General features: G+C 56.3%; 11 protein-coding genes, 1 tRNA gene and 5 pseudogenes. 6 read left to right on the top strand and 11 right to left on the bottom strand.

Translation table 11 applies throughout. The features are described 5' to 3' along the window. Positions 1-195 precede the first annotated feature (195 nt). Positions 196-384 (top strand): hypothetical protein, encoded by a 189-nt coding sequence (locus B4967_RS01975; RefSeq protein WP_044630706.1) that lies wholly within the window; start codon positions 196-198, stop codon positions 382-384. A gap of 117 nt (positions 385-501) precedes the next feature. On the opposite strand, the gene B4967_RS01970 is transcribed toward B4967_RS01975, so the two are convergent. Beyond that, positions 502-1,353, bottom strand: a complete 852-nt coding sequence (locus B4967_RS01970) for a Tim44 domain-containing protein (RefSeq protein ID WP_083023241.1) — start codon at positions 1,351-1,353, stop codon at positions 502-504. Between the two features lie 142 nt (positions 1,354-1,495). On the opposite strand from B4967_RS01970, the gene B4967_RS01965 reads away from it, so the two are divergent. Next, positions 1,496-2,071: an isochorismatase family protein gene (locus B4967_RS01965; protein WP_083023240.1), complete on the top strand. Its 576-nt coding sequence runs from the start codon at positions 1,496-1,498 to the stop codon at positions 2,069-2,071. A 2-nt stretch (positions 2,072-2,073) separates the two neighbouring features. On the opposite strand, the gene yaaA is transcribed toward B4967_RS01965, so the two are convergent. Further along, positions 2,074-2,853: a peroxide stress protein YaaA gene (gene yaaA, locus B4967_RS01960; protein WP_083023238.1), complete on the bottom strand. Its 780-nt coding sequence runs from the start codon at positions 2,851-2,853 to the stop codon at positions 2,074-2,076. 123 nt (positions 2,854-2,976) lie between these two features. After that, positions 2,977-4,007, bottom strand: a pseudogene (locus B4967_RS01955) (NADP(H)-dependent aldo-keto reductase). Between the two features lie 249 nt (positions 4,008-4,256). Between B4967_RS01955 and B4967_RS01950 the strand changes: the two are divergent. Continuing rightward, positions 4,257-4,752 (top strand): annotated as a pseudogene (locus tag B4967_RS01950) (tetratricopeptide repeat protein). A 38-nt stretch (positions 4,753-4,790) separates the two neighbouring features. Beyond that, positions 4,791-5,297: a hypothetical protein gene (locus tag B4967_RS01945; RefSeq protein WP_083023236.1), complete on the top strand. Its 507-nt coding sequence runs from the start codon at positions 4,791-4,793 to the stop codon at positions 5,295-5,297. Between the two features lie 24 nt (positions 5,298-5,321). On the opposite strand, the gene B4967_RS01940 is transcribed toward B4967_RS01945, so the two are convergent. The 5 genes and pseudogenes from B4967_RS01940 to B4967_RS01920 all read right to left on the bottom strand — a co-directional run bounded on the left by B4967_RS01940 (position 5,322) and on the right by B4967_RS01920 (position 8,094). Then, the gene (locus tag B4967_RS01940; RefSeq protein WP_058579720.1) at positions 5,322-5,867 is read right to left on the bottom strand and encodes an LOG family protein; all 546 of its coding nucleotides are present in this window, start codon (positions 5,865-5,867) and stop codon (positions 5,322-5,324) included. Between the two features lie 62 nt (positions 5,868-5,929). Then, positions 5,930-6,451: a DUF501 domain-containing protein gene (locus B4967_RS01935; protein ID WP_083023235.1), complete on the bottom strand. Its 522-nt coding sequence runs from the start codon at positions 6,449-6,451 to the stop codon at positions 5,930-5,932. A 12-nt stretch (positions 6,452-6,463) separates the two neighbouring features. Continuing rightward, complete coding sequence (locus tag B4967_RS01930) at positions 6,464-6,766, bottom strand: hypothetical protein (RefSeq protein ID WP_083023233.1); 303 nt, start codon at positions 6,764-6,766, stop codon at positions 6,464-6,466. 40 nt (positions 6,767-6,806) lie between these two features. Further along, a pseudogene (locus tag B4967_RS01925) lies at positions 6,807-7,214 on the bottom strand (acyl-CoA thioesterase). A gap of 52 nt (positions 7,215-7,266) precedes the next feature. After that, entirely contained in the window at positions 7,267-8,094 is an 828-nt protein-coding gene (locus B4967_RS01920) for a hypothetical protein (protein ID WP_083023231.1), read from the bottom strand. 111 nt (positions 8,095-8,205) lie between these two features. Here B4967_RS01920 and B4967_RS01915 point away from each other — a divergent pair, with 111 nt between their 5' ends. Continuing rightward, complete coding sequence (locus B4967_RS01915) at positions 8,206-8,565, top strand: hypothetical protein (RefSeq protein ID WP_083023229.1); 360 nt, start codon at positions 8,206-8,208, stop codon at positions 8,563-8,565. A gap of 1 nt (position 8,566) precedes the next feature. Here the strand turns inward: B4967_RS01915 and B4967_RS01910 are convergent. After that, positions 8,567-8,999: pseudogene (locus B4967_RS01910) on the bottom strand (hypothetical protein). A 39-nt stretch (positions 9,000-9,038) separates the two neighbouring features. Between B4967_RS01910 and B4967_RS01905 the strand changes: the two are divergent. Beyond that, on the top strand, positions 9,039-10,202 hold the full coding sequence (locus B4967_RS01905; RefSeq protein ID WP_083023228.1) for a MalY/PatB family protein: 1,164 nt from the start codon (positions 9,039-9,041) through the stop codon (positions 10,200-10,202). A 21-nt stretch (positions 10,203-10,223) separates the two neighbouring features. Here the strand turns inward: B4967_RS01905 and B4967_RS01900 are convergent. Next, positions 10,224-11,186: pseudogene (locus B4967_RS01900) on the bottom strand (tetratricopeptide repeat protein). Positions 11,187-11,597: 411 nt separating this feature from the next. After that, positions 11,598-11,675 (bottom strand) — tRNA-Met (locus B4967_RS01895). Positions 11,676-11,798: the final 123 nt, after the last annotated feature.

Raw genomic sequence — 11,798 nt, 5'->3', positions numbered from 1 at the left:
GCCCCGTGCAACGCCTGCTCGGGGCTTTTTGCTTTCTCTAATGTATACAGCGATATGCACAAAGCTTCCTTGAAACGACCGTTTTAAGAAATTAAATAACAAGGAGTTACTAGGCTGTGGTGGCGATAGGCGTGGCGAGCAACTAGTATGAGTGGGTACCTATTATTGAAGCACCATCTCAGGAGGAGAGGCGATATGAGTACCCCACTAATGAAGAAGCTTGCACTCGCATTACTAATGGCCATGATGATGGGCGGTTTGGCTGCTTGTGATAATCAAGGCCCAGCGGAAGAGGCTGGTGAGAATATCGATGAGAGCATGGAAGACGCTGGCGATAGCCTAGAAGAGATGGGTGAGAATATTGAAGAGTCCGCCGAGGACTAAGCGAGCCTGTCGCTTATCATGATGCTATCGAGTAGCTTGAAAGAGTATCGATACAAAAACAGCCGCTAAGAAGCGGCTGTTTTGTGTTTTAGGGCTTATTAACCTATGTAGCTAGGTTTATGCGCCTGGGTTTTGCTCAATACCCTGCAAATACCAAGGTGCTTGATCGCGCATGGCACGGGTCAAATGCCACGTTTCGTTAAACTCAGTTTGCTCACCATTCTCTTCCAAAATGCCGTGGAAAATGACGGTAGCTTCGGCGTGGCCGTCGTACTCATTAATATCGCCAAGCTCCGCAAACAGACGCACTACCTCTGTACGGTTATTGGCAGGCTGCTCGGCACGTTCTTGACGCAGCAGGTTGTAAAGCTCTGGCGTAACGTACTCTTGAATTTGGCTGAAATCGTTATTATCCCAAGCGCGCTGAAGCGTCATAAAATGCTCTTTTGCACCGCCGAGAAAACGCTCTTTATCAAACCAGTCCGGCGTGCTCTGCAAACCGCTTGCAAGGCTGCCAGGCGCTGCTGTGAAGTTACTGGTAGGTGCGTGCTGAGTCTCCTGGCGTTCACGCTGATAGCCAGCCGCGTTGGCAGATGCAGGACGTCGCTGCCGCATAAAGGCGCGGAAAGCGAAGATGGCAAGCGCTGCGATGCCAGCCATCAGCAGGAGATCCATCATGCGCAGTTCATCGAACGCGCCTCCAAAGAAAAGCGCCGCTAGCAGGCCGCCTGCCAGTAACCCACCCATCATACCGCCCATACCACCACGGCGAGCGGTGGCAGCACCTGCTCCCTGTTGCTGAGTGCCCTGCGCCTGTTGCTGTGCAGGTGTACTGGCTGGGCGGTCAGCGGAGCGCGAGACGCTGCCCATACTGCTGCCGCCGCCTAAACGGCGTGCTTCAGCGTGCTCAATTGCGGCGCTAAAGCCCATGACGCTCACCAGTAGCATGACAAAGAATTGCCTTAACATGTTGATTCTCCAATAAGGATACAGGTAATGCCCAACGCCTCTGAATGAAGCGCATAGAAAATAGTCAATCGCCAGTTTACCGTGTAACGCACCGCGTGGGTTATGGTGGAATTCACTATAAAGACAAAAGTAGGAGCAAAAAGTGCGTTTAGATCAGACCCAAAGTGTGTTTCTCATGGTTGATTTTCAGGCCGGATTGCTGCCAGTGATAGAAGGGGGCGACAACGCTATCCAAGAGGCGGCGTGGCTGGCAGGCATTGCCAACTATTTGCAGGTGCCAGTATGGCTTACCGAACAGTATCCCGAGCGTCTGGGCGGAACCGATGCCCGACTATTGAGTGGTTTAGGGGCGCACCAGACGTGGCAAAAGCTACACTTTAGTGTGACCGAGGAGCCTGCGTTTACACAGGCGCTGGCAGCCCTTGGCCGCAAACAAGTGGTGATATGCGGAACCGAAGCACACATTTGCGTGCTGCAGAGCGCGCTTGGTCTATTAGAAGCGGGATATAAAGTGTTCTGGCTCAGTGAGGCGGCCGCCAGCCGCCGCCCAGAAGAGGCGCGCCTTGCAAGAGAGCGTGCCTGTGCGAATGGCGCGACGGCGGTCTCCGCCGATATGGTGGCCTATGAGTGGCTTTACCGTTGCGACACAGCCACCTTCAAAGAGATCCATCGACACTTTCTGAAGCCGCGAGCAGCTCAAACAGTGACGTTCTATTGATCTTAACGGTCCGTTTCACGGCGAGTGAACACTAGCGTATTGCCTTCTGAAGCCGCTGTATCAAAGCGGTATCCTGCCACGTCGAAGCCCTGGAGCGCCTCCGGGCTATTGATCTGCTGCTGAATGATCCAAGCGCTCATCAATCCCCGGGCTTTTTTGGCGTAGAAACTGATGATTTTGAAGGTACCGTTCTTTTCATCCTTAAAGACTGGCGTTATTACTTGAGCATCCAGCTTTTTTACATCTATGGCTTTGAAGTACTCGTTGGAGGCTAAGTTCACCAGCACTTTCGAGCCGCTCTCAGCGATGGCGCTGTTCAGTGCACGCGTGAGCGTCGGCTTCCAATAAGCGTAGAGGTCCTTACCTGCGTCATTAGGCAGTTTGGTGCCCATCTCCAGCCGGTAGGCCTGGATGAGATCCAGAGGCCTCAGTAAGCCATACAGGCCCGATAAAATACGTAAATGCTGCTGGGCGAACTGGTTATCCGCTTCGCTGAAGGTGTCGGCTTCAAGGCCGGTGTACACGTCCCCCTGAAAAGCCTGTACGGCGGGTTTCGCATTATCGAGAGAGAAGGGGGGCTGCCAATCAGCAAAGCGAGCCGCATTCAGCCCGGCCAGCTTATCGCTAATCCCCATGAGATCGCTTAGCTGCTGTGGGGAGTAGTCGCGCAAGATGTCGATCAATGGCTGGCTATAGTCGAGGAAGTCCGGTTGGGTGACGTTCTGAGTGGTGGAGGGTGTTTCAAAGTCCAGCGTTTTGGCGGGGGAAATAACGCTCAGCATGGCGTGCTCCTTGTGCCGTGGCAAAAGAGGGTCGTTACTCGAAATGAGTAACGAAAAAAGAGTACGTCGAAAGATTATACCAAGCCTCGGCGGTGGCCGAGGCTATCGGCACGATAGGAGCCGTTAAAGGCAAGGGTTGGGCATGCGACGATGGATGTCGTCGATGGCGGTTAACACTTCCTCATCCAGCTTCAAGCTCTCGCTGGCCAAGTTGCTTTCCAACTGATCCATGGTGGTAGCACCAATAATATTGCTGGTAAGAAAGCTGCGCGAGTTAATAAACGCCAGTGCCATCTGCGCTGGGTCGAGCCCGTGCTCTTTGGCTAGGTTGACGTAAGCCTGCGTAGCGGCCTCTGCCTCGGGCGAGGTATAGCGCTTAAAGCGCTCATAGAGCGTCAAGCGGCCCTTTGGCGGTTGAGCGCCGTTAAGGTACTTGCCTGATAGCACGCCAAACCCCAGCGGTGAGTAGGCCAGCAGGCCCACATCTTCACGATGTGCAACTTCTGCTAAGCCCACTTCAAATGAACGATTCAGCAGATTGTAGGGGTTTTGGATGGAGGCAACACGAGGCAGGCCTAGTTGATCAGAGAGCTGTAACATCCGCATGACGCCCCAAGGGGTATCATTTGAGAGCCCTACAGCGCGAATTTTTCCTGCATCGACCAGCTCTTTAAGTGCGGAGAGCGTCTCTTCCAGCGGAGTGGCGTCTTCTGCTCAGCGTGGGTGTAGCCAAGTTTGCCGAAAAAGTTGGTGTTACGATCAGGCCAGTGCAACTGATACAGATCGACGTAATCCGTTTGCAGACGCTCAAGGCTGGTATCAATGGCTTGATGAAGGTGGTCCCGGCTCATTTTGGGGCCGCCGCGGATATGCTCCAAACCTGGGCCTGCCGCTTTGGTAGCGATGATGACATCGTCGCGAGCGCCCCGTGCTTTTAGCCAACTACCGATATAAGTCTCTGTTAACCCTTGTGTCTCTGCTTTTGGGGGAACTGGATACATCTCCGCCGTGTCGATAAAGTTAATACCGAACGCCACCGCGCGGTCGAGCTGTTCATGAGCCTCAGTTTCGCTGTTTTGCTCACCAAAGGTCATGGTGCCTAGACAGAGTCGGCTGACCTCAATTCCGGTTCTACCCAGTGGGCGCGTTTGCATGATTGTCTCCTCGCTAAGGCGAAAATGTGTCTGGAAAGGTGGCGATCCATATCGCCGATACCAGCCTGTGGGAGGCATGTTAGCGAGGGTCTACAAAAGCAGCAAATCAATAGGGTTGAGTCACGACGAAGGCAGGCGTATGCTTGCCAGCCCATCGACCGGCCAAGCGCCGGTTTATCGTATGGTTAGCCGTCGCGGAAGGTGAGATGGTTAGCCGAAGGTCTCAACAGATAGGCAGGGTGGTTTGCCATGCCGCAGGCATCATCATTGTTTACACGGTTAGAGTTTCGACTGGCCGAACAGTTGTTCCATACTCGTTGGTTACTACCGCGCTCACCGGCGCACGCAGCGCCTTACCATGCGACTGTTTAAACGGTGTGCAGAAGCGGGGCACCCAGATGCGCAGTCTATTTACGGGCATATGCTGTTCCATCGCAGTTTATCTCCACAAGATAAAGCTCGTGGTGCGCGCTATGTGCTAGAAGCCGCCCAGGCGGGCGATGTAAAGTCGCAGTATCAGGTTGCGCAAATTCACGAGCACGGCTGTGTACAGTACCCCCGTCGTGAGGATTATGCGGTCACCTGGTATGCCCGTGCGGCACAGGCAGGGCACTACTTAGCGGCTGAGCGCCTGGCGCGTGCTTACCGAATCGGTGAGTTAGGCTTGGCGGTAGATCACGAGCAGGCCGATTACTGGCAGCGCATGGCAGAGCAACAGCCAGCAGTGGAGATGGCTGCCGCCTAAATCGTCAGTCAGGTTGCGATACGTAAAAGAGGAAGTCAGTGTCCGAGACGCTACCCACAGTGCTAGATATTGAAGCGTCCGGATTCGGGCGCGGCAGCTACCCGATTGAAGTTGGCATTGCGCGTGCTGACGGTAGCTGCTGCGCGTTTCTTATTCAGCCATTAGATGAGTGGACCCATTGGGATCCAAAAGCTGAGCTACTGCACGGTATTTCTCGTGATCGGCTGATGAAAGAGGGCTACCCGGTGCGCCAAGTTGCCCAGTGGCTTAATGATGAACTGCGGGAGCTAGGTAAGGCTTATAGCGATAGTTGGGGCTACGATAATACCTGGCTGTCGTTACTGTTCCACCATGCTGGCATGCTGCCACGCTTTCGCCTGGAAGCGCTACGCATCCTGCTCAGCGAAGAGCAACAGGCGCTGTGGAGCGATGCCAAAGAGGCGGTAGTGGCCGAGCGTGGCATCCACCGCCACCGTGCTGGGGAAGATGCTCGCTTGCTCCAGCTCACCTATCAGCGTACGCGCACGCTGACTGCCAACGTATAAATTTCCGTTCTACTCTGCTCGTACTCAGCTTAGTTCTGCTTCTAAAGCGTCTAATAGCTGGCTGGGCGTCGGTGCATCAAGCAGCATGTCTCGTGTAGCTTGCGCCAGAAAACCGTGGCTGACCGTGCTGTCTAAAAACGCCAGCAGTGGGGCGTAAAATCCATCGGTATCTAGCAGGCCCATCGGCTTGTCGTGTAGCCCCAAATAGCCCCAGGTCCAGATCTCAAACAACTCCTCAAACGTGCCAATGCCACCGGGCAAGGCGATAAAGGCGTCAGCGTTCGCCGCCATGGTGGCTTTACGTTCATGCATATTAGGCACGCGAATCAGCTCGGTTAAGCCGAAATGTGCCTGTTCACGCTCAACGAGATGGTCGGGCATAACGCCGATGACGCTGCCGCCCGCGTTTAGTGCTGCATTGGCCAGTTCCCCCATTAGTCCGACGCGTGCCCCGCCGTATACCAAGGTGTGCCCGCGTTGCCCAAGAGCCGTGCCAAGCGTATGGGCGGCTTGGCGGAATGCTGGGCTGTTGCCCTCTCTTGAGCCGAGGTAAACACAGATGCGTGACATAGTCGGGGTGTCCTTATCGCAGAGGAGTTAAGGGTGAATCAGCGGGAGGCATTGCAGGACATCTAGCCTAGGCAGCGCTGTACGTCGGAGTGTTCGTCCATCCACTGTCCAATCACATTGTTACCGCACAGATGATGGGCGTATTGAGTATGTAGGCAGCGCACCTGCTGCCAGTTGCTGATGCCGCCTACACCGCGTTCGGTGAGGACATCGGTGTAGCCCAGGCGTGCCACTTCTTCGCGCTGAGCCTCGCTCATAAAGCGCCAGCGGGCATCAACGTAATCGCGATGGCTCTGTTGGTAAGCGGCTAAGAAGTCAGGTTCTTCCTGCAGACGCTGTTCTAGCGACTTGATCACGCCCACGGCTTCAATGCGCGAAATCTCGCTTTTAAGCAGGTCGGAACAGAGCCAGTAAAGCGTGGGGAAAGGCTTGCCATCCACAATCGGTGACATGCGCAGCACTAAAGGGGTGCCCTGTGTATCCGTGGCTGCAACGGCTTCGATACCGCGAGGCGCTCGCCCGAGCTGTTGGGTAATAATCGCCAGCTGGCGCTCGTCGGGTGCTTGGTCGGTACGAATTACCATTGCGTAGAACTCTCACTTTCGGTCGTCTTGGACAAATTTATTTGAGCGGCCAACGGCGCGGAAAAAACAGCGATTGAGCTGTTCTGGAGAAGCGACATAGCGCCATTTCTCCTCGCAATACTCAGCTGCGCGGGCCATTAGCACGTCGTAAAGTCGATTGAATGGGGCATCATAATCGTAGGGGTCTGCGCCGAACAAGCGGATATGCGGGTAATCAGCGAAGCGCTCCATGAAGTAGCGTTCAAGGTCGGCTTCCACGGCGCGGTGCTGCGCCGTGTTGTCAGGATCACTCCAGAGATTATAGCGAATAGCCATGGTGACTCCTGGAAGGCCCCACCATATATGGCAGGGGGAATTAAGAGGAGGCGGGCGCGGTATCCAAATGTGCTGTCAGCGCCTCGCGCAGCTCACCCTCAATAGGAACGGCGCGCTTCTCCTGATGGGTGGACTGCACCATTACCGTATGCCCTTAGTTGGTCAGCGTACAATGCTGCCGCGCTTCCTGGGTGACGGTAAACGAGCTGTTGCCCAAACGGGTTAGATAGGTACGGATTTCGATGTCATGGCCGTAAAACAGTTCAGCGCGGTAATCCACTTCCATGCGCGCCATGATTAATCGCCACTGTTTAGGGTTCAGGTCGGGCGTAAACAGTTTGAACAGGTCGTTGCGTGCCAGCTCAAACCAAGCGGGGAGCCGCGTGTTATTAATATGGCCAAGGGCATCCGTATCGTAAAAAGCGGGCTCAATGGTGCGAGTGAACATAGCGCTATCCTTATTATTAGAGGGAACGAGGGAGGTAAGAACCCTCCCAGAATTAACCCAAGCGAGCGCTTGGTCCAGCGTTACGGCGCTGTTGCCAAGCAGTGAACTGCATCCAGCCAAGCAGCCATAGGGTCGCGGCGAGAAATCCTGCCAGCGTTCCCCAGAAAAGCCCCAGCGTGCTGTAAGTGTATGAAACGCATAGGGTATAGCTCAGCAGCGAGCCAAGGCCCATGGGATAATGCTTAATGACTGTGGCGACGGGGGCATACCCATGCCCCACGTGCAGGATTAGCAAAAATGGCAGCATGGTGACGGGAAATGCAGCCAGCGTGCCTGCCCACTCTGGGGGGAGCCAGTGGGCGATACGGGTGATAGCAAAAATAATAACAGTGGCAAGCCCCGCGCGTGCCGCTAGCGCGAGCCAAGAAAAGGCGCTGCTCGCGGTACTCTTCACATCGGGAATGGAGCGGAACAGCCAACTGAAAACGCCAATGGCACAAAGCGTTACTAGCGTGCCGCTGAAGCGGGTGAAGCTGAATTGCGCCAGCAGGGTGCTCATGACCAGCCACGCGGCAAAGCCTCCCAGCACACCGCTAATAACGCCCTTGATGCCAGGCTGGCGGCCTGTGACCACATAACCTGCCCCCAATGCCATTGTCGCGGTAAACCCGGCTAGCGTATGCACGGCGCTCTGGGTAGCGAAGGCGGGCGAGATCTCTAGACCGATAAAAAACAGCGCTAGTGCGGTTCCTAAAGGATAACCTGAGAGTAGTCCTGCAATACGCGGGCTAGCACGGACAGCGATAGCGCTTAAGCCCAAAACCATGCTGACGGAGAGCCCCAGCTTTGCTAACTGCCAAGTGAGTGGTACTTCTACCATGCGGCGTTTTCCTTACGTTTATTATGTGGTTACTATTATTATGTCGCTGATTTTTAGCACATTAGGTGTTATTAACCGTTAAGACGCTGCTAGCGTGCGAGGCTGTTTACCGTGTCCCTTTCACCGGATTCCGGCACCCACGTGCTCTCTCCGCCGCCTAAACCCAGTGGCTGCGAACTGTGCCAGCGTGCATCGCCGCTCACCAAGCACCATCTCATTCCAAGGACGCTGCAAAACAAGCCGCGTTATCAAAAGCGCCATAGCCGTGAAGAGCGGCTAACGGCCATTGTGTGGCTGTGTCATCCCTGCCATAAGCACATTCACCGTCTCTACAGCGAGCGCGAGCTGGCCGACCGCTTGGCTAGTTTGGAAGCGTTGATGAACGATGCCGATATTCGCGCTTTTGTCGATTGGCTTGCCACCAAGCCTGCGGGCTTCAAACCGAAATCACCGGGGCGCAAACGGCGCTAAGCTATACCAGCCTCAGCCCCTGTTGGTCGCTCCAGGCAGCTGCCAGGGCCTCGTCCAGCGGTTCGGCTAAGTGGGCAGGCAGGGCGGCGCGGGCTGCGTCCAGCGAATCAAACGAGCGGTTACGCAGCCAGCAGTACGCCCAGGCGCAGGCTTCTTCATCGCTTTGTGGGGTAGGCCGGGCGGGCATCTGGTTGAGCAGAAACACCGCCGTGCGTGGCGCCCACAGCGGCATCTCGCCCTGGCTGGTCTTGGCTCCACTGCTCCAGCGTGGCGCCACTTGGCGTGGCATCGGGGGTGCCTAGTTTAGCGACCCTAGCGGTTTCTGCCAGGATGAGTGCCAGCTGGTCGGCATCTGCCTGACCCAGCGAGCGCCACTGCCGCAACAGCGCCGATAGGCCAGCGCGCATCTTGGTATAAAAGTCATCTTGCGGCATGCTCAGTGTTTACTCCCGTGGAAATAAGTGAGATTTGTTATGGCGTTCGATTTTGCCACGCCCGTCGAGCGACGCGCTCCCGAAGGAAATTACGCCTCGCAGAAATGGCACCGCTATGCGCAGGATGTGCTGCCGCTATGGGTCGCCGATATGGACTTTCATTCGCCGCCTGCGGTAATCGACGCGCTCCAACGGCGTGTGGCCCACGGCGTTTACGGCTATGGCGAAGTGCCCGCCACGCTCACCGCGGCCCTTTGCCAGTGGAGCGCTCACCACTATGCGTGGACCATTGAGCCCGAATGGCAGCAGTGGCTACCCGGTGTGGTGCCCGCGCTGCACTTTGCTGCCATGGCATTGACCCAGCCGGGAGAGGGCGTGCTGACCATTGCACCTATTTACCCGCCCTTCCTGGCCGTGGCTGAACGCACTGGGCGGCTAGCGCAACAGGCGATGTTAGCGGAGCCAGCCGCCCCTGGCGAGCCTTGGCGGCTGGATATCGAGGCGCTGGAGGCGGCCATTACCCCGCAAACCCGGCTACTGCTCTGGTGCCACCCTCATAACCCGACCGGGCGCGTGTGGACGCTGAGCGAGCTTGAGCAGTTAGCCGCCTTGGTCGAGCGCCATGATTTATGGGTAGTCTCCGATGAGCTGCACTGTGATTTGCTGCTGGATGAAGGAGCACGCCATCGCCCCCTGGCGGCGCTGTTCCCTGAACTGGCCAAACGCACGATTACTCTATGGGCGCCCTCAAAAACATTTAACGTGGCCGGGTTAACCAGTGCCTGCGCGGTCATTCCCGACGCCACGCTACGAAAGCGCTTTGCCGCAGCCACAAAAGGGTTTTTACCGGATGGTAACGTGCTGGGCTTAGTGGCCGCCGAGGCAGCGTATCAAGAGGGCGAGCCTTGGCGACAAGCACTGCTGGACGTTCTACGCAGCCATCGCGCAGCGTTAGAAGCACGTGTGGCAACGTGGCCTGGGGTGTCGCTGAGTGCGCCAGAATCGACTTATTTGGCGTGGCTAGATATGCGTGAAGCGGGCCTGGGGGCATCTCCCGCACAAACGCTGTTGGAGCAGGCGGGTGTGGCGTTGTCAGACGGCGCGGCTTTTGGCTGCCCAGGGTTTGTGAGGCTTAACTTTGGAACCACCGCTTCCCAATTGGAAGCGGCGTTATCGCGGATGGATACGCTGTTAAAAGCGTAACGTTGCCTTCGTCAGGCGCTATCAATAGAGCAGGGCGAACAGCTTGCGGCGGTAGATGACCGTTAGAGGGTGGTCGGCTCCCAGCGCGTCAAAGACCTGTAGCAGAGTTTTGCGGGCCGCGTCGTCGTTATAGGCGCGGTCCTGATTCATCAGCGCCAGCAGAGCTTCCAGGCCTGCGTCGTACTGGCCATCGGCCACTTGGCGTAGCGCCCGCTGGTACTGCGCTTCGCTGTCAGCGCGATCACCCAGCGCGGCGATCTCTTCTGTTGAGAGTGCCTGCTCGCTGAACTCGATGCTGGCGCGAACGCCACGGGCGGGTGCTGCATCGCGCTCCTCTGGCGGCAGGTTATCCAGCACGCTACGGGCTTCGTCACCACGCCCTTCCGCCACCAGCGCTTTGGCAAGGCCAAATTTGGTAGGCGTAATGTTCCGGGTATTGGCCAATCAGCGTTTGGTAAATCTCCCGCGCGCCTGCGGCATCGCCAGTGCTCAAGGCTTCCTCTGCCTGCTCTTCAGGGCTGGGCGGTGCGTCACTGGGGGAAGGGAAGTAGCGGTTGAGCCACTCGCGCACTTCTTTCTCTGGCAGGGCCCCTTGGAAGCTGTCTACTAAGCCGCCTTGGCTAATGAGCTTCACGTCAGGCACCGAGCGCACGCCCAATATTGCCCAGCGATCTCTGGATTGGCTTCCACATCCAGCGTTGCCAGCAAGAAGGCACCGGCGTACTCCACCGCCAGTTTTTCAAGTACAGGCATCAGGTTCTTGCAAGGCTCACACCAGGGAGCCCAGCAGTCCATCAGCACTGGCACCTGCATAGAGGCTTCCAGTACTTGCTGAATGTTACCTGCGTTGAGCTCAATGATGACCTCTTCGCGAGTCACGCTAGGGCGCTCGCCACTGGTGGGCGCATTATTGCTCGCGACAGGGTCGGCAGTCATCGGGTTGCCGGTACGGGGATCAATAATCGACCTGGGTAAACTCTGCATCGCATTAAAAAGGTTACTCCATGATATGCAGGCAGCCGCCCAGGGATTCAAGGAAGTGAAAGGAAATAAAGCGCTGAGCCGGAAGAGCGCACACAAAAAAGCCGATCCCCTAAAGAATCGGCTTTGCTATGTTTGGTAGCGGGGGCCGGACTTGAACCGTTGACCTTCCTGGGGTGATAAAGAGCTGAGCCCGACGAGCTGCTTCCCCAAGCATTGCTTACCGTACACGCACAAAAAAGCCGATTCCCTAAAGAATCGGCTTTTTCTATGTTTGGTAGCGGGGACCGGACTTGAGCCGTTGACCTTCCTGGGGTGATAAAGAGCTGAGCCCGACGAGCTGCTTCCCCAAGCATTGCTTACCGTACACGCACAAAAAAGCCGATTCCCTAAAGAATCGGCTTTTTCTATGTTTGGCAGCGGGGACCGGATTGTGAACCGATGGCCTGCGGGTTATGAGCCCGACGAGCTACCAGACTGCTCCACCCCGCATCAATGTGTGGCGTATTCTACGCATTTTTGACGCTAAGTCAACCCCTCATATAAATCGCTTTCTTGCTGGCAGTCATCTTCATCGTGCTGCAACATTGAGAGAGTAAAGCTATGCTTTCAATC

Origin of the sequence: Vreelandella lionensis, from assembly GCF_002087295.1 — a bacterium.
In the GTDB taxonomy this organism is placed as follows: domain Bacteria; phylum Pseudomonadota; class Gammaproteobacteria; order Pseudomonadales; family Halomonadaceae; genus Vreelandella; species Vreelandella lionensis.
This window is presented reverse-complemented; position numbering and strand designations above follow the sequence as displayed.